Below are 16,955 nucleotides of genomic sequence, written 5' to 3'. Positions count from 1 at the left end.
GGAGGACTCTCGCTAAAGCAAGGAAGCTACAGCGGCGGCGAACGCTTCAGGGGCTTCCTGGGGAACGTTGTGGCCCACCCCGGGCAGAACCCGATGGTCATACGGCCCCGTGAAGTACTCGCGGTCGCCGTCCGCACTGGGCCCGCCGACGCCGTCGGCGCCGCTCTCCAGCACGACCGTCGGCACCGTGATCGCGGGTTGCTTCGCGATCAGGTCTTCGAGCGCCCGGTACCGCGGATCCCCTTCCGCCAGGCCGAACCGGTGCCGGTAGGAATGAATGACGACATCGACGAAGTCCGGGTTGTGGAGGCTGGGGGCACTGGCCGGGAACGCCGCGTCGGCGCCTTTCCAGGTCGGTGACCAGGTGCGCCACAGCAGGGCACACAGCTCTTCGCGGTTCTCCGTCAGGCCACGGCGACCGCGCTCGGAGTGGAAGTAGTACTGGTACCAGTAAGTGCGTTCCCATTCGGGCGACGCCGGTTCTCCCGCGTAGGCCAGGTTCTGGACGTTGTAGCCGTCCACCGTGACCAGTCCACGCACGCGCTCGGGCCGGAGCGCGGCCGCGATGCAGGCCGCGCGGCCACCCCAGTCGTACCCGGCGACGACGGCGTTCTCCAGCCCCAGCGCGTCCATGAACTCGAGCAGGTCTTGCGCCAGCGCGGCCTGCTGCCCGGAGCGGGGCGTGGCGTCGTCAAGGAACCGCGTCCCGCCGAACCCGCGGAGGGACGGGACGTACACCGAGGCGCCGCCCGCCGCGAGGACAGGGGCGACCTCGTCGTAGGCGCGAACGTCGTAGGGGAACCCGTGGAGCAGGATCACCGCGGGCCCGCCCGCCTCACCGGCGTGGTCGTACTCGATCTCCAGAACCGGTGTGGTGGCACGTTTCGAGCCCATCACCGGATCCTTTCACGAGGATCAGCCGGACCAGCCGCTCAACCGCGTCAAAAGCCGTTCCAGGACTTCGGGATCGGCACCGACGGGATCACCGGAGACAGGTTCGTCCACCAGGGTCCGGCGGTCGCCCCGCCGCGGCAGCCGTACCTCTCCGGCGGACAGGCCACCGGGCAGCGGCAGTTCGCACCAGGTGGTCACGCCGCCGGTCTCGCGCGGGGCCACCCCGGTCCGCTCTCCCGGCGCCGGCGTCGGCGCGGGAAGGCCGTCGAAGTCGTGGTCGACCTCGATGACCAGAACGTCCGATTGCAGCCGCAGTCTCAGCGTCAGGAAGGGCGGCTCCTTCGGATCGGCCACGTCGACGAGCGCGCCCACCAGTCTGGCGGCGGCGGTCTTCGCCTGATCGAGCAACGGCCTCAAGGACCAATCCGACAAGATGAGACGGACGAAGAGCTCGGAGCACAACACCGCGTTCGGTTGTGCCACCAGCCGAAGGTCGTCCATCTGGGAAGTGCGCGCGCTCAAACCAAGGCCTTCCTCGTCGACGTGCGAGCGTGCATCATGCCACTCCATCCGGTGACGGGCTCACACCGCCTCGAACAGGCGGCCAGAAGACTTTTGGTCCGGTGAAGCAGCACGACTTTGGCCCTGTTCGTGGGACCAAAGGGCGCGCAGAGTGGTCTTCGTGAGTATCGCCTTCCTGATCACCACTCTGATCGTGGTCGCCACGCCCGGAACCGGTGTGGTCTACACCCTTTCCGCCGGGCTGTCCCGCGGGAGACGCGCGAGTGTCCTCGCCGCGACCGCCTGCACCCTCGGGATCGTCCCCCACATGGTCGCCGCGGTCACCGGCCTCGCGGCGCTGCTGCACGCGAGCGCGGTGGCGTTCGAAATCCTCAAGTACCTCGGCGTGGCCTACCTGCTCTACATGGCATGGGCGACGCTGAAGGACCGGGAAGCGCTCGTCGTCGAGGGAGATCCCGAACCCGCGTCGGCCTTGCGGACCATCACTTCCGGCGTGCTGATCAACGTCCTGAACCCGAAGCTGACGCTGTTCTTCTTCGCGTTCTTGCCCCAGTTCGTCCCGGCGGGCGAGCCCGGTTCCGTCCCTCGGATGCTGCTGCTGAGCGGGGTGTTCATGCTGGCGACGTTCGTGGTGTTCAGCGTGTACGGCATCCTCGCCGCCGGCGTGCGCCACCACGTCCTTTCCCGGCCGCGCGTGCTCGCCTGGGCGCGGCGGGTCTTCGCCGGTTCCTTCGCCGTGCTCGGCGCCAAGCTCGCGTTCACCACCCAGTAGACAGGTCTCCCATGCGACTCCAGCACCACCCCGACGTCCGCGCCGAGCACCCCACCCTCGCCGTCGGCACGCTCCAGGCCACCGGTATCACCCCCGAAATGCCTGTCGACCTCGAGAAGTTCGTCGCGCGGGCGACGCGACGGCTCGCGGACGGCCCGGAATCGGAGTTCCCCGAGATCCAGGCATGGCGCCGGGCGTTCGCCAAGATGGGCTTGAAGCCGACGCAGTACCGCTGCGCCTCGGAATCGCTGCTGCGCCGGCTGCGGAAAGAGGGCACGCTCCCCCGGATCCACCCGGTGATCGACCTCTGCAACGCGGTTTCGGTCGCCTACGCCATCCCAGTCGCGGTGCTCGACGTCGCGAAGATCAGCGGCTCGCTCGAAGTCCGCCACGCGCGAGGCGACGAGAAGTACGTGACCTTCGCGGGCACTGTCGAGCATCCGAACCCGGGCGAGGTGATCTTCGCCGACGAAGACGGCCAAGCCCACGCGCGGCGGTGGACGAACCGGCAGAGCGGGCATTCCGCGGTCTCCGCCACGACGTCCGACGTGCTGATCGTTTCCGAAGGACTGCACGGGACGGCGGCCGAGGATGTCCGGCTGCTGATCGAGACCATCGCGGACGAACTCAGGAGGCCTTGAGCGCCTTCTCCAGCCCTGCACGCGTCATCTTCGAACGCCCCTTGATGTCCCGCTCCCGCGCGAGCTTCTCCAGATCCGCCTTCGACAACGAGGACAGGTCCTTCTTCTTCGAGGGCTTTTTCTGTGGCGGCTTCTTCGCCCCGGACTTCTTGGCCTTCCCGCTCTCCACGCTCTTCGAGAGCGCCTCGAACAGGTCGACGACCTTCGTCGGCTCACCGGGTTCGGTGGCGGGCGTGATGGTCTCGCCCTTCTTCTTGGCTTTGATCAGTTTCCGGACGCGATCGGTGTAGGTGTCGCGGTACTCCTCGGGCCGCCAGTCGTCGCTCATCGCGTCGATCAGGTCGACGGCCATGTCGAGTTCCTTGCCACGTGCCTTGGCCTTGCCCGGCAGATCCGGCAGCTGCTCGGCGGGATCCCGCAAATCGGCGGCGAAATGCAGGGTGTTGAGCACCATGACGCCGTCGCCCGCACGGACCAGCGCCAGGTACTCGCGGCCGCGCATGACGAACTTCGCGATCCCGGCCTTGCCCGACGAACGCATCGCTTCGAGCAGCAACGCGTACGGACGCTCGAACTCGTCCTTCACGGGCGCGAGCCAGTACGTCTTGTCGAAGAACATCGGGTCGATGGCGTCCAGCTCGACGAAGCTCTCGATGTCGAGCGACTTCGACCGGCCAGGAGCGATCTCGTCGAGCTCGCCGGGTTCGACGACCACGTACTCGCCGCTGTCGAGCTCGTAACCCTTGACGATGTCGTCGAAGTCGACTTCCTTACCGGTGCGCTCGTTCACCCGCCGGTACCGGACGCGGTCCTGGGTGCCGCGCTGGAACTGGCGGAAGTGCACCGTGTGGTCCTCGACCGCGCTGTACAGCCGGACCGGCACCGTCACCAGGCCGAGTGAAAGCGAACCGCTCCAGACCGGGCGCATGGGCGCACTCCTCTCGTCCTGCGCCTGATACCCGGAACAGCGGCGGATCACACCTGGTCAGAGGCTGAACGCGAGGGACTGCAGAAGCACGACCGCGAGGAACACGAGGGTGAAGGCGAGATCGAACGCCACCCCACCGGCCCGCACCGGACGGACCACGCGCCGGACCGGCGCCAGCACGGGCTCGGTCAGCCGGTGGGTGATCCCGCGCGCCCGGAACGACCAGGCGGGCAGCCGGGTGGCGAGGTTGACGGCCCAGTCCAGCACCATCCGGACGACGAGCACGATCAGGAACAGGGTGAGCAGGACTCCCACCAGACTGCCAAGAGCACTCATGACGGCACACTCCTCTTTGTTCCAGTGTGCCGTGCGTTGCCGGGAGCAGCCTGCGACAGGAAAAAGGGGCTACCAGGGCGGTTGGCCACCCCCAGTTCGAAGGCCAACCGCCGCGGAGCCCCTACACGGTTTCGGCGCGCTGCCCCGTCGCGCCGAGCCCGCCAGCTGATGCTTTCAGCTTTCCAAGGCCCTGCATCGGAATTACATCGGCTCTCCACCGCCTGGTATCCGCGCAGTTCAGGGGCGGCCGGGCGTAGAATCAGACCGGATTCGAGGCAGGCACGGACGCGCCCGTTAGGCCGAATGCCGCAGGCGTACCCCGCGCCGACCTGGCTGGAGGCCGAGGCTGTGGGCTAGGGTGCCGGTCAGCCGGCGAACGGACTGGAGGTAGTGCGTGAGCACGCTCACGGTCTCGGACGACATAGTCGCATATGACCGCTGATCGTTTACCCGATTCGGCGGAATCGGCCCGAACCCCCGGCGACCCGATGCACACCGGCCAGCGATCCCAGCTCAGTTTCTCCGTCCTCGGTCCGCTCGAAGCCGAGGTCGACGGCGCCCCCGTCCGGCTCGGCGGACGCCGCGAACAACGACTCCTCGCGTCCCTGCTGATCAACGCGGGCAGGCTGGTCCCGGTGTCGTACCTGATCGGCACGATGTGGCCGGAAAGCCCGCCGAAGACCGCGGTCCGCCAGGTCAGCAACGCGATCGCGCGGCTGCGGAACGACCTCGGCGTGGCGCGGTCCGCCGTGGTCACCACCGGCTCCGCGTACCGCGTCGTCACCAGCAGCGCCTCTGTCGACTCGGTCCGCTTCGAAGCGGACTACAACCAGGGCGCCGAGTTCCTGGCGGCCGGACTGCTCTCCCAGGCGGCCGCCAAACTCGCGGACGGGCTCGCGCTCTGGCGTGGCCCCGCCTTCGACGGTCTCGAAGGCGACGCCATCGAGCAGACAGCGCGAAGGCTCGACGAAGAACGCATCGCCGCCTCTGAGCTCCTGATCGGCGCCAGGCTCCGGCTCGGCGAGACCGAAGCGGCCGCCCGCGAGGCCTTCGACCTCTCCGCCTGGCATCCCACCCGCGAGACCCTGCAGTGCCTGACCATGCTGGCGCTCTACCGGGCGGGCCGCAGCGCCGACGCGCTCCGGACGTTCGACCGGACCAGGACCGCGCTCGCCGAAGAACTCGGCGTCGACCCGAGTACCGAGCTGAGCGCGCTCCACCAGCAGATCCTGCGCACCGACGCCGAGCTGATGGAGGACGGCGCCCTCGTCCGGTACGGCGTCGGCGGGCTCCGGGCCGGGATGGACACCGGCGGGCGACGCGAGGACGCGGACGCGCGGAAGGCGCTCTTCCCCCGCCCGGCGCAGCTTCCTGCGGACCTCCCCGCGTTCGGCGGCCGCGCCGCGGAACTGCGGACCGTGCTCGAAGTCGGCCAGGACGACTCCACGGCGGGGCCGCGGCTGATCGCGATCGACGGTATGCCCGGGGTCGGCAAGACCGCGCTGGCCGTCCACGCCGCGCACCGGCTCGCCCCGCTGTTCCCCGACGGACAGCTCTTCGTGAACCTCGAAGGATTCTCACCGGCGGGCGACCCGGTGGACCCGGGGACCGCGCTTGAGGCGCTGCTGCGGTCGCTGGGCATCCAGGGTTCGGACATCCCCGCCGGGACCGACCAGCGTGCGGCGCTGTTCCGCAGCTGTCTCGCCGGCAAAAGCGTGCTCGTGGTGCTGGACAACGCCATCGGGGCGACGCAGGTGAATCCGCTGCTGCCCGGTTCGGCGGGTTGCTGCGTGCTGATCACCAGCCGGACCCGGCTCGTGGACCTCGACGGCGCCGCACTGCTCTCCCTGGAACCGTTCAGCCGGGCGGACGCGGTGGACCTGCTCGGCCGCATCGTCGGGCCCTCCCGGCTGAAGCGGGAATCCCCCGACGCCGCCGACCAGGTCGCGAGCCTGTGCGGCGACCTCCCGCTCGCGCTGGCCGTCACGGCGAGCAGGCTGCGAGCGCGAGCGTCCTGGACGCTCGACTTCGTCGCCAGGCAGCTGCGCGACGAACGGAACAAGTTCGGCGAGCTCACCGCGGGGGAACGGGACGTCGCGGGCGCGTTCCGAGTGTCCTATCTGAACTTGACCGAAGCCGAACGGCGGGTGTTCCGCCGGTTGAGCCATCATCCCGGCGCCGCGTTCGACCTCCCTTCGACGGCGGCCTTGGCGGAAGTGGACTTCGGCGAAGCCCGCCGCCTCGCCGAACGCCTCGTCGACGTGAACCTCCTGCGGCAGCCGTCGATGGACCGCTACGAGATGCACGACCTCCTCCGCAGCTACGGCCGTGAGCTCCTGCTGGCCGAGGAGCCCGAACACCAGCGCGAAGCGATGATGCGGCGGCTGTTCGACTACTACCGCAGCACCGTCGCGGCCGCGATGGACTTCATCGACCCGGACTCCGAGGAGGAGCCGGGCGGCCTCGAGGTGCCGAAGAGCGAGTACGGGCAGTCCTTCGCCGGGTACGACCAGGCCGCGCACTGGATGGACACCCAGTGGCAGAACGTCCTGCCGGTGGCCGTCGCGATGAACAACCACCAGCGCTATTCGGATCTCGTGCTCTTCTGCTCGGCGGTCTGGCGTTACTTCGACAACCGCGGCTACTACCGCCAGGCCAGGGAGCTGGAGACCCTCGCCCTGTCCGCCGCGCGGGTGACGGGCAACGTGGTCCTCGAGTACCAGGCCCTGCACATGTACGCGCTGACCTTGTGGCGGCTCAACGAGTTCACCGAGGCGAACAGGCTGTTCAACGAGGTGTTCGAACTGGCCTCGACCACCGGCGACGTGCGGATGCAGTGCCGGGCCAGGGGCAATTCGGGCGTCACCCACTGGCTCAAGGGCGAGTCGGACGAGGCGATCGAGCATCTCGGCTGGGTCCGCGAGACCGCCCATGCCCACGGCAGCGTGCTCATCGAGGCCCGTGCCAGGCATCGGATCGGGCTGATCCTCGCCGAGAACAGTCGCTATGCGGAAGCCGCCGAGGAACTCGACCAAGCGCTGAGACTGGCTCACGAGAACGAATCACCCGATCTCGAGGCGGAATGCCTTCTCGCTCTCGGTATCAATTCGCGTGCACTCGGCGATGGCACACTCGCGGTCACCCAGTTCAGGACCGCGATGGAAGTGCTCGAATCGACCGGGAATCGCAGCATGCTGCCCATCGCCCACAAGGAGTTGGCGGGCGCTTTCGACATTCTCGGTGAGCGCCTGAATGCGGAACGTCATCGCCGGTTCGCTTTGCGCTTGTACACCGATCTCGGTATCTCGGAGTCGCCTGACGTTCGCGAACTCAAACAGCACTTGAACGATTACTCGGCGTAATTCTCCGTTTTGCTCCGGTACCCTGATGGCGTAGGTATATTCGCTTGACCGGAGTAACCGCTCACGGAGAGGATCGGCGACATGCACGATGATGATGACGATGAGTTCTTGTACGAGCTCGAAGCGGAGTACAAGGCACAGAGCACTTGGGGCGGCTTCGAGCCGCCGCCGAACGGTGGACCTCCTTTCCGTTCGCGACACTGAATGACCTGAAGTATTCGGAAAGTATTACTGGGGACTGGGGCACAAGACTTCCGATGCTGGTAAGGGTTTCCTCTTGTGGAACGCTCTATTGGTCCGATGGTGACGTCGTCTGGGACGACCACCTCGGACATCGCCAGCTCAAACTCGCCGAAGGAACCGAGCGCGTCCTGCGTTGGTTCAGTTCTTGGCGAGAGCCGGAATCGGTTCGTGAAGCGGATGACAATCCCGAGACAGGGGAAAAGCTCGTCCGTATCGCGCGAGCGATGATCCGGTACGACGTGCTGGTGGTCAAAGGTTCTTCCCGGCAACAGCGGGAAGAAGAGATCCTTCGGGATTGGGGTCCTTGGGGAACGTCCGCGCGGGCGTTTCACTTCGGTACCCGATCCTTGCGTGAGACCGAGTTCACGACCAGCGAAACAACGGCGAAAACCCTGCTGGAGAAGGCGAAGGCCAGCCCTCCGCCTTCTCCGGTCAGGCCTTCGGGCGAATATCACTCGATAGCGCTGCCCGAACCGTCGCCGGAGCCGCTGAACGCCATCGGGCTCGGCGACGCGCTGAACAAGCGCAGAAGCACCCGCGAGTTCGGCGAAGAACCCCTGCCACTGCGCGATTTGAGCGCACTCCTGACGGCAGCCCGGCCGACGAGGCCGGAAACCCATTCCGACATCCCCGCCACCGGGAACGTCTTCAAGACGAGCCCGTCGGGCGGGGCGAGGCATCCGACAGAGGTGTACGTCTACGCGAGGAACGTCGAAGGCCTGGATCGAGGGGTCTACCGCTACGACGGCTTCCGGCACGGGCTCACGCCGCTGGACGGCAAGATCGACGACGACGAGCTGATCGCGCTCGCCGGCGATCAGCACTGGACCGGGAACGCCGGCGCGCTGCTGATCTACACCAGCGTCATCGAGCGGAACCAGTGGAAGTACTCGGTGAGCCGGACGTATCGGGTGCTGTTGATGGACGTCGGGCATCTCAGCCAGACCGTCTACCTGCTGGCGACGGCGCTCGGGCTGAACGTCACGTTCACCGCGGCGCTGCGCGACGAACTGGTCGAGGACCTCCTGGGCTGCGACCCGGCGAACGAGCTGGTGCTCGGCATGTCGGTGCTCGGCACTCGCGTGTGACGACCGTCTTGCCGGAAAGGCGCTGACGTTAAGCTCAAACCACCCCACAGGCCACGAACTGCGGTACGGCGATCGCATCCCCGCCGTCGACCTGGTCCGCCAGCCAAACCTCGCCCTCCGCGACGGAAACCGCACCCACGCGCACGGCCACCTCCACCAGCCCGCGCACGAACGGCTCTCCACCGAAGAACCCGACGACCGCCTCCACCGAAACCTCACGAAACCCGCTCCCTGCCAGCAACCGCCGGAACCCGCGCGCGATCCGGGGCGTGGTGACCTGCGAAGCCCGGGCGCGCACGATCTCCCGCGTCAGTGCCGGATAAGAGGAATCGATCACGAGCGCCTCCCAGTCGTGCCCGGACAACACGATCCGCCCGCCCGGGGCCAGAACCCGCCGCGCCTCCGCGAGGGCGCGCTCCGGCTCCGCCAGTTCGTGGAACACCTTGTCCGCCCGGTATCCCGCGAACCCGCCGTCGACAGGCAGCGCGTAAGCGTCCCCGGTCAGGAATTCCGCCTCGGGCGAACGCCGCCGGGCCTCGTCGACCATCTCCGCCGAGAGATCGACTCCGACGGCGCGGAATCCCAGCGACGACAACTCGGCCACGGCCAGCCCGGCGCCACAGCCGACGTCGAGCACCGCGGAACCGGGGTCGAGCCGGAGCAGCTCGTAGGTCCGGGCCCGCAGTTCGGCGGCTCCCGGCAAGGCTTCGGCGGCGTCGAGCCGCTGCATCATGGACATACCGAAGATCGTCCGACTTAATGACGACATGAAGTCAAGCACCTTGAGCGTCGGCGAGGTCGCGGAGCGCTTCGGCCTGGCGACGCACGTCCTGCGCCATTGGGAATCCGTCGGCCTCCTCGCACCGGCGCGGTCGGGCGACCGGAGGCGGTACGACGACGCCGACCTCTACCGGATCGCGGTCATCCTGCGGGCGAAGGAAGCCGGTCTCAGCCTCGACGGAATCCGTGAGATGTTCCAGAAACCCGGCGCGCGGGAAACGGTTCTCAAGCGGCACAAGGAAGAACTCACGCGACGCATCGCGGCCGCGCAGGCCTCGCTCGCGATCATCGACTGCGCTCTCGGGTGCGAGCACGACGACTTCACCCAGTGCGCGCATTTCCGCGAGGCGGTGGCGCGGGCCGGATGAGCCCGCGCCACCGTCTGACTCAGCCGAGGAGCGTGCGCATCTCGGTGATCTCGGCCTGTTGACCGTCGATCACCTTCCGCGCCAACGCTTTCACCTCGGCGTTGCTGCCCTGCTGCAACGCTGTCTTCGCCATCGCGAGCGCGCCCTCGTGATGCTTGACCATCATTTCCAGCCACTGCTTGTCGAACGCGGCGCCCTTGGCTTGGCCGAGTTTCGCGAGATCGTCCTCGGTCATCATGCCGGACATCGAGCCGTGCGCGGAGTGCTCACCCGAAGGCGCCGCTCCCCAGCCCTTCAGCAATCCGGTCAGCTGCCGGATTTCCGGGTCCTGCGCCTGCTTGATCCGGGCGGCGAGATCGACGACCTTCGCGTCGCGGGTGCGGCCGTCGACGAGTTTCGCCATCTCGAGCGCCTGTTCGTGGTGCGGGATCATCCCTTGCGCGAACGTGACGTCGGCCTGGTTGTGCCCGGCCTGCTGGGGGTCCGGCGCCTTCATCGTGGACATGTCGTGCCCGCTGGAAGCGGTGTCGGAACCGGCGCAGCCGGCGAGCACGACGAAGGAGGCCAGGGCGGCGAGGGCCGCCCCGACCAGTTTCCTGCTGGTCATGGTTCTTCCTCAAGTCGGTTTCGGGTAGGACGAGACGTGCTCGCCTGTCACACCCGCGACACGCAGAGGAAGGACAAGTGCCGGAGAACCGGTCTCCAGCGCGGCGGATCACGGCCCGGGGCCGCACCACCGCCCTGCCGCGACTTCCCGGCCCGCACCATCCGTTCTGTCCGGACGAGCAACCAGGTGACGATCAGCAACACGGCCGCGGCGAGGACCGCGAGACACAGGTGCAGTCCACTGTGTTCAGCAGGTCCGCCGTCGTCGTGCGAAGGAGTGTCCGCACAACACGGATCCGCCATCGCGACCGCGGCGGTCTCGTGCCCCGCGCCGTGACCGGCTCCGGCGATGACGTGATGCATCCCGACCAGTCCCAGCGCCACCACGCACAACAACAGCCACCGCAGGGCGGCCGGGTACGAGGACTGGGTCACGGCTCCACCGTAGCCGAACCGCTCACGCCCATGAGATCGTCACCGGGTGACGCTGTCCGACGACGACATCCGCGCTGTCCGCGCCCGCGCGCAACTGCTCGGCACCCCGGCCGCGGACGTGCTCGACGTGGCCAGGTCCGTCGCCGCGATCCAGGCGCAGTCGAGTCCCGCCGCCAGGCTCGCGATCCGGGCCCGCGGCCGGGGCCTGACCGCGCCGGACGTCGACGGGTCCCGCGCGGTGGCGCGCACCTGGCTGATGCGCAAGACACTCCACCTCGTGCCGTCGGCGGATCTCCGTTGGCTGAACCGGCTGTTCGGTCCGCGCAACGCCCAGGCGGGGCAGGGACGCCGACGGCAACTGGACCTCACCGACGAACTCTGCGAACGCGCGCTGAAGCGCCTCCAGGATCTCTTGCCGGGCAAGGCGCTCACCCGGCGGGAGATCGTCGACGGCTTGGCCGCCGACGGCATCGTGCTCGACGCGAAGTCCCAGGCACCGGCCCACCTCCTGGCGTATGCGGCCAACCGCGGGCTGCTGTGCCGAGGCCAGGACGACGGCGCGGAGCCGACGTACGTACTCCTCGACGAGTGGACCGCTGAGGATCACATCCCGGACGAGCCGCACGCGGAACTCGCCCATCGCTACCTGACCGCGTATGGCATCGCGACGGCCGAGGACTTCGGCGCCTGGTCCGGACTGCCGCTCGGGCTCTGCCGCGAGGCCTTCGGCAAGCTGGATCTCGTTCCCGCCGGCGGCGGCTTCGCCCTCGCCGAGACCGAGCTTTCCGCGCCCCCGTGCCCCCCGCGCCTGCTCGGCGCCTTCGACACCTGTCTGCTGGGTTACCGCGACCGTGATCTGCTCCTCGATCCGGCCGAGGCGAAACGCGTCAACTCCGGCGGCGGGATGATCGCGCCGACCGTGCTGGTCGACGGCAGGATCGCCGGAACCTGGCACACCAAGCGGACCGCGAAGCAGACGAAGGTCGTCATCGAACCCTTCGCCACGCTTTCGCGGTCCGCCGTCACCGGGTTGGAGTCCGAAGTGGACGATTACGGCCGGTTCCTCGGGGAAACGGCCGTGCTCGTCATTTGAGGGACCGGAAGAATTCCCGCACGTCGGCGACCAGGATCTCAGGCTCTTCCATCGCCGCGAAGTGACCACCGCGATCGACGTCGGTCCACCGCACGATCGTGTGCGCGTCCTCCGAGTACCGCCGGATCCCGACGTCGTGCGCGAAGATCAGCGCCGCCGTCGGCACGCCGGAGTTCTTCTCGACGGCTCCCCAGGTTTCCGCCTGCGCGTAGCCGACGTACGCGGACGAAGCCGCGGTACCGGTGAGCCAGGTGAACATGACGTTGGTCAGCAACCTGTCCCGGCCGATGATCTCCTCGGGCAGCGTCGGGCGCGGATGCGTCCACTCGCGGAACTTGTCCATGATCCAGGCCAGCTGCGCGACCGGGGAGTCCACGAGCCCGTAGCCGAGGGTCTGCGGCCGCGTCGACTGGATCGCGATGTACCCGAACTCCTCCTGCATGAAAGCGCCGATGCGCCGGATGCGGTCGCGTTCGAGGTCGGTGAGCGAGGTGAGTTCCTCTTCCGAAAGCGACATCGGGGGCATCGGCGTCAGGCCGCCGTTGACGTGCACGCCGATCACCTTGTCCGGAGCCGAGCGGCCCACCTCCGGCGACACGGAAGCGCCGAGGTCGCCGCCCTGCACGCCGTAGCGCTCGTACCCGAGCCGTCGCATCAGCTCCGCCCAGGCGCGGCCGATCCTCGGCATGGTCCAGCCGGAATCCGAGACAGGGCCCGAGAAACCGAAGCCGGGCAGCGACGGGATCACGAGGTGGAACGCGTCCGCCGCGTCGCCACCGTGCGCTTTCGGGTCGGTGAGCGGACCGATGACGTCCAGGAACTCCACCACCGAACCCGGCCAGCCGTGCGTGAGGATCAGCGGGGTCGCGTCGGCCTCTGGCGAACGGACGTGCAAGAAGTGGATGTGCTGTCCGTCGATCTCGGTGGTGAACTGCGGAAAGCGGTTGATCTCGCGCTCCGCGGCACGCCAGTCGTAGCTGTCGCGCCAGTATTCGGCGAGTCCGCGCAGCCAGGAAACCGGCACTCCGGTGTCCCACCCGTCCCCGGGGAGCGGAGCGGGCCAGCGCGCGCTGGTGAGCTTCGCGCGCAGTTCGTCCAGCTGCTCCTGGGGGACGTCGAGGCGGAAGGGGCGGATCTCGGTGTTTTCCATGAAGCCCACGCTACGAGGCATTGCGGACAGTTTCTGTCCTCGATCGGAGAAGTGTCCCGGGTAGGGGAAGATGCGCTGGTGACGGACAAGTACTTGGCCTACGGCAGGCTCATCCGCGACGGGAAGATCCTGTTCATCCGGCGGCGGCCGGGGTCCTTCCTCGGTGGCCACTGGGAACTGCCGGGCGGCACCGTCGAGCCGGGCGAACAGTCGCGGGAGACCGCGGTCCGCGAGTTCGCCGAGGAGACCGGGCTGACCGTCCGGGTCACCGGCGAACGCGGCGCCCACAGCTGGGACGACGTCGAGGGCAGGCCGATGCGGATCCACGCCGCCGTGTACGAACTCACCGAAGGGGAACCGGGCGAAGTCGTGCTCAATCCCGAGGAACACGACGCCTTCGCCTGGTATAACCGGGAAGAAGCCGCCGGACTCGACCTCGCCGAGCACTTCCGCCAAGCACTCGAGGGCTGATTCCGGGACCAGTCCCGAGTGGACCTTCCTACGCTCTCCGGCATGCGTCGACGCCTTCTCCTGCCCCTCGCCGCACTCGCTCTCGTGGCGGGCTGCGGTTCGCCCTCCCCCGCCGGGCCCCCGAAGCCCGCGGACGGCGCCGATCTCTCCGCCTGCTCCGACGGCCTCTGCGAGGTGAGCGCACCGGTGGGCGCGAAAGTGGCGCTCCCGGCCCGGACCAACGTCGAATCCGTGAGCGTGCAGTCCGTGGACGGCGAAACCGTCATGCTGATCGCCAGGGGCATCGGGAAGCGTCAGGGCGGATCCTGCTCCGGAAAATGCGAGGCCTCGGGGACGGGCAAGGACTTCAAAGCCAAGCTATGGACGGGCAGCGAGCTGACCTACAACGACCTTGCGATCAAGCTTCTCGGCGTGGGCGACCGTGCCGCCGTCCTCAAGTTCACGCCGCAGTGACCTGGTCCGCTCCGCCCAGCGAACGGCGGGTGTGGTGAACACGCCCGCCAGCAGGAACAGCCCGCCCAGCACCACCCAGCCCGCCGCGCCGCCCACCAGGATCAGGCCGGTCAGCAGCACCGGGCCGAGCATGCGGGCGACAGCGGTCCCGGCCCCGAAGAGCCCCTGGTACTGGCCTTGTTTGCCGTCGGGGGCGAGCCCGAAGCCGATCTCCCACGAGCCCGCGGCCTGGGCCATCTCCCCCACCACCTGCAACGCGGCCCCCGCGAGCAGGACCAGCGCCGCCGCCCACGCGGAACTGCTCAGGGCGGAGAACGAGAAGATCAAGCAGGAGAGGAAGAGCAGCAAGCCCGCGTACCGGGCGTAGCGCGAGGCGCTGCGCAGGCCGGTCACACCGCGCGCCACGCGAACCTGGAAGACCACCACGCTCGCCGTGTTGAGCACCAGCATCGCCGAGACCAGCCAGCCGGGGGCGGCGGTCTTCGTCGAGATCCACAGCGGCAGGACCAGGCTGAACAGCGGCATGTAGAGCAACATGATCATGTTGAGCAGCGCCAGCAGCGCGTATGGACGGTCGCGGAGCACGGCCACGGACGGCTCGCCGGTCTTCACCGGCACCGGTGCCACCGAAGGCACCTTGCGGAGGACGAGAGCCGCGACGACGAAAGCCAGCGCGTCGATGACGAAGACGGTCAGGAAGGCTTCTCGCGTGCCGAGCGCCAGCGCGACCCCGCCGAGCGCCGCGCCGGTCGCGATCCCCGCGTTGGACATCGCCTGCAGCCGGGCCCGGAACGTCGTGCGCTCTGCCGGGTCGATCAGGGCGGCGAGCAACGCCTGCCTCGCCGCGCCGAGGCCGCATTGGAAGCAGGCGTAGACGCAGGCCGCGAGCACGAACGCGACGACCGAATCGACGAAGAGGAACGCCGTGACCGACGCGGCGGTGCCGAGTCCCAGGAAGACGGCCGTCCCCTTCGGCCCGCGACGGTCGGCCAGATGTCCCAGCGCGACTCCGGCCACCGAGCCCGCCGCCCAGCCCACGGTGAGGCCGAGGCCGACCTGCGCGGGCGAAAGCCCGACGATCAGCGTGAAGTACAGGGCCGAGCTGACGTAGTAGGCGCCGTCGCCGACGGAGCTGATCAGCTGGGCCAAGGCCAGTCTCTTCGTGGACTTCATGGACTCAAGTTAGACGGCGGATTGGCCACATCCCAGTTCCAATATCCGACATTACGGTTGGGCCAATATAGGCTCAGGCCGTGCCGTTCCACATCAGCCTCGACGGTCACACCGACCTGGCCGCGCGGATCTACCGCCAGCTCCGCGACGGTATCCTCGACGGGCGCTTACGCCCCGGGGAACGCCTGCCACCGACCAGGGAACTGGCCCGCGAACTCGACGTCTCGCGCAACACGGTCGCCGTCGCCTACGAACGGCTCACCGCGGAAGGCTTCCTCAGCAGCCATGTCGGACGCGGGACGTTCGTCAGCGCCGATCCCGTGGCACGTTCGGAGCGTGCCGCTCCGGAGGGCACCGGAGTGCGACCCATCGCCCGGTGGCGTTCGCTTCCGGCCCAGCTCGGCGCCGACCGGTCCGCTCCCGCCTTCGACTTCCGCGTCGGCGTCCCGGATCCGGCCCTGTTCCCCCTGCGGACCTGGCGACGGCTGGTGAGCCAGGCGCTTCGGCCCGCGTTGCTGCCGCCGTCGGGTTACGCCGACCCGGCCGGTCTCGAAGCGCTGCGGGTGGCGATCGCCCGGCACGTCGGCGCCGCCCGGTCGGTGCGCGCCGGCGGCGAGGACGTCCTGGTCACCCAAGGGGCGCAACAAGCCCTGGACCTGATCGGCCGAGTCCTGATCGAACCCGGCACGCGGGTCGCCGTCGAAGACCCCGGCTATCCCCCGGCCGAGCGGCTCTTCACCGCTCTCGGCGCCCGGGTCACGAAGGTACCGGTGGACGCCGAAGGCCTCGACGTCACCGCGCTCACCAAGGGCACCCGCCTGATCTATACGACGCCATCGCACCAGTTCCCGCTCGGCACGCCGATGTCGCTCGCCAGGAGGACGGCGCTGCTGGCGTGGGCGGAGCGGAACGACGCGGTGATCGTCGAGGACGATTACGACAGCGAGTACCGCTTCTCGGAGCGACCGCTCGAACCGCTTCAAAGCCTGGACCACGGTGGCAGGGTGCTCTACGTCGGATCGTTCTCGAAGACCCTGCTTCCTCTGCTGCGACTCGGTTTCCTCGTCGCACCGACGTCACTGCGCCCGGCGTTGCGGCAGGCGAAGCAACTGATGGACTGGCACGGCGACCTCGTCACCCAAGCGGCGTTGGCGAGCTTCATCGACGAAGGCCTGCTCTCCCGTCACGTGCGCAAGGCCACCCGGGAGTATTCGGTGCGACGGGACCGGATCCTGGCCTTCGCGCGCGGCGGAACGCGGGGCGTGCTGGACGTCGTCCCGTCGAGCGCGGGACTCCATCTGTGCGCGTTGATGAATCCACAAGCGACGGTCACTGTGGACGACGTCATCGCGAAGGCTTCGCGGGCTGGGGTGGCCGTCGAAAGCCTGTCCACGTATGGGGGAACGCGCGATGGGTTGGTGATCGGCTACGGGCTGGTCGGGGCCGATCGGATCGATGAAGGGCTCTCGCGGCTCGGGGAGTGCTTCCGCTGAGGAGTACGGCAAGCGTGTCGGGTGATGAAGGGGACTTTCGCCACATCACAGAGGCTGTTGCGTTTTGGGGCGACCTGCTGGTGATGATTTTGGTGTGGGCTGGTGATGCTGGGAGAATCCTGGTGTGGCTATGGGTTTTCGTCCGGT

General features: G+C 68.4%; 18 protein-coding genes. 9 read left to right on the top strand and 9 right to left on the bottom strand.

Annotated elements, in window-relative coordinates; all coding sequences use genetic code 11:
• Nucleotides 1-12 precede the first annotated feature (12 nt).
• Together ACFOSH_RS30245 and ACFOSH_RS30240 are read right to left on the bottom strand one after the other, a co-directional pair.
• Entirely contained in the window at nt 13-894 is an 882-nt protein-coding gene (locus ACFOSH_RS30245) for an alpha/beta fold hydrolase (RefSeq protein ID WP_378242633.1), read from the bottom strand.
• Between the two features lie 21 nt (nt 895-915).
• Entirely contained in the window at nt 916-1,416 is a 501-nt protein-coding gene (locus ACFOSH_RS30240; protein WP_378242631.1) for an ATP-binding protein, read from the bottom strand.
• A 160-nt stretch (nt 1,417-1,576) separates the two neighbouring features.
• Between ACFOSH_RS30240 and ACFOSH_RS30235 the strand changes: the two genes are divergently transcribed.
• Together ACFOSH_RS30235 and ACFOSH_RS30230 are read left to right on the top strand one after the other, a co-directional pair.
• Nucleotides 1,577-2,188, top strand: coding sequence for a LysE family translocator (locus ACFOSH_RS30235; protein ID WP_378242629.1), 612 nt, complete (start codon nt 1,577-1,579; stop codon nt 2,186-2,188).
• Between the two features lie 11 nt (nt 2,189-2,199).
• Nucleotides 2,200-2,829, top strand: a complete 630-nt coding sequence (locus ACFOSH_RS30230) for a B3/B4 domain-containing protein (RefSeq protein ID WP_378242627.1) — start codon at nt 2,200-2,202, stop codon at nt 2,827-2,829.
• On the opposite strand, the gene ku is transcribed toward ACFOSH_RS30230, so the two are convergent.
• Nucleotides 2,816-3,757 carry a non-homologous end joining protein Ku gene (gene ku, locus ACFOSH_RS30225; protein ID WP_378242625.1) on the bottom strand — a complete coding sequence of 314 codons (942 nt, stop codon included), beginning with the start codon at nt 3,755-3,757 and terminating at the stop codon, nt 2,816-2,818. The genes ACFOSH_RS30230 and ku overlap by 14 nt on opposite strands.
• A gap of 57 nt (nt 3,758-3,814) precedes the next feature.
• Nucleotides 3,815-4,093, bottom strand: a complete 279-nt coding sequence (locus ACFOSH_RS30220) for a YggT family protein (RefSeq protein ID WP_378242623.1) — start codon at nt 4,091-4,093, stop codon at nt 3,815-3,817.
• A 431-nt stretch (nt 4,094-4,524) separates the two neighbouring features.
• On the opposite strand from ACFOSH_RS30220, the gene ACFOSH_RS30215 reads away from it, so the two are divergent.
• Together ACFOSH_RS30215 and ACFOSH_RS30210 are read left to right on the top strand one after the other, a co-directional pair.
• Nucleotides 4,525-7,455 carry an AfsR/SARP family transcriptional regulator gene (locus tag ACFOSH_RS30215; protein WP_378242621.1) on the top strand — a complete coding sequence of 977 codons (2,931 nt, stop codon included), beginning with the start codon at nt 4,525-4,527 and terminating at the stop codon, nt 7,453-7,455.
• A gap of 257 nt (nt 7,456-7,712) precedes the next feature.
• Nucleotides 7,713-8,786: a SagB/ThcOx family dehydrogenase gene (locus ACFOSH_RS30210; protein ID WP_378242619.1), complete on the top strand. Its 1,074-nt coding sequence runs from the start codon at nt 7,713-7,715 to the stop codon at nt 8,784-8,786.
• Between the two features lie 34 nt (nt 8,787-8,820).
• Here ACFOSH_RS30210 and ACFOSH_RS30205 read toward each other — a convergent pair whose 3' ends face one another.
• Nucleotides 8,821-9,525: a methyltransferase domain-containing protein gene (locus ACFOSH_RS30205; protein WP_378242617.1), complete on the bottom strand. Its 705-nt coding sequence runs from the start codon at nt 9,523-9,525 to the stop codon at nt 8,821-8,823.
• Between the two features lie 28 nt (nt 9,526-9,553).
• Between ACFOSH_RS30205 and ACFOSH_RS30200 the strand changes: the two genes are divergently transcribed.
• Nucleotides 9,554-9,934 carry a helix-turn-helix domain-containing protein gene (locus ACFOSH_RS30200; protein ID WP_378242615.1) on the top strand — a complete coding sequence of 127 codons (381 nt, stop codon included), beginning with the start codon at nt 9,554-9,556 and terminating at the stop codon, nt 9,932-9,934.
• Between the two features lie 19 nt (nt 9,935-9,953).
• Here ACFOSH_RS30200 and ACFOSH_RS30195 read toward each other — a convergent pair whose 3' ends face one another.
• The gene (locus ACFOSH_RS30195; RefSeq protein ID WP_378242613.1) at nt 9,954-10,541 is read right to left on the bottom strand and encodes a DUF305 domain-containing protein; all 588 of its coding nucleotides are present in this window, start codon (nt 10,539-10,541) and stop codon (nt 9,954-9,956) included.
• 47 nt (nt 10,542-10,588) lie between these two features.
• Complete coding sequence (locus ACFOSH_RS30190; RefSeq protein WP_378242611.1) at nt 10,589-10,975, bottom strand: DUF6153 family protein; 387 nt, start codon at nt 10,973-10,975, stop codon at nt 10,589-10,591.
• Between the two features lie 46 nt (nt 10,976-11,021).
• Here ACFOSH_RS30190 and ACFOSH_RS30185 point away from each other — a divergent pair, with 46 nt between their 5' ends.
• A complete protein-coding gene (locus tag ACFOSH_RS30185) occupies nt 11,022-12,068 on the top strand; it encodes a winged helix DNA-binding domain-containing protein (protein WP_378242609.1) in 1,047 nt (348 codons plus the stop codon).
• On the opposite strand, the gene ACFOSH_RS30180 is transcribed toward ACFOSH_RS30185, so the two are convergent.
• The gene (locus tag ACFOSH_RS30180; protein WP_378242607.1) at nt 12,061-13,218 is read right to left on the bottom strand and encodes an epoxide hydrolase family protein; all 1,158 of its coding nucleotides are present in this window, start codon (nt 13,216-13,218) and stop codon (nt 12,061-12,063) included. The two genes, ACFOSH_RS30185 and ACFOSH_RS30180, sit on opposite strands and share 8 nt — an antisense overlap.
• A 78-nt stretch (nt 13,219-13,296) precedes the next feature.
• On the opposite strand from ACFOSH_RS30180, the gene ACFOSH_RS30175 reads away from it, so the two are divergent.
• Nucleotides 13,297-13,689 (top strand): NUDIX domain-containing protein, encoded by a 393-nt coding sequence (locus ACFOSH_RS30175; RefSeq protein ID WP_378242605.1) that lies wholly within the window; start codon nt 13,297-13,299, stop codon nt 13,687-13,689.
• A gap of 42 nt (nt 13,690-13,731) precedes the next feature.
• Nucleotides 13,732-14,142: a hypothetical protein gene (locus ACFOSH_RS30170; protein ID WP_378242603.1), complete on the top strand. Its 411-nt coding sequence runs from the start codon at nt 13,732-13,734 to the stop codon at nt 14,140-14,142.
• Here ACFOSH_RS30170 and ACFOSH_RS30165 read toward each other — a convergent pair.
• Entirely contained in the window at nt 14,047-15,315 is a 1,269-nt protein-coding gene (locus tag ACFOSH_RS30165; RefSeq protein ID WP_378242601.1) for an MFS transporter, read from the bottom strand. The genes ACFOSH_RS30170 and ACFOSH_RS30165 overlap by 96 nt on opposite strands.
• Nucleotides 15,316-15,395: 80 nt before the next feature.
• Between ACFOSH_RS30165 and pdxR the strand changes: the two genes are divergently transcribed.
• Nucleotides 15,396-16,808, top strand: coding sequence for a MocR-like pyridoxine biosynthesis transcription factor PdxR (gene pdxR / locus ACFOSH_RS30160; protein WP_378242599.1), 1,413 nt, complete (start codon nt 15,396-15,398; stop codon nt 16,806-16,808).
• Nucleotides 16,809-16,955: the final 147 nt, after the last annotated feature.

Origin of the sequence: Amycolatopsis speibonae (assembly GCF_042647925.1) — a bacterium.
Classification (GTDB): Bacteria; Actinomycetota; Actinomycetes; order Mycobacteriales; family Pseudonocardiaceae; genus Amycolatopsis; species Amycolatopsis speibonae.
Note: the sequence above shows the minus strand (reverse complement) of the source record. Positions and strands in the feature narration are given on the sequence as shown.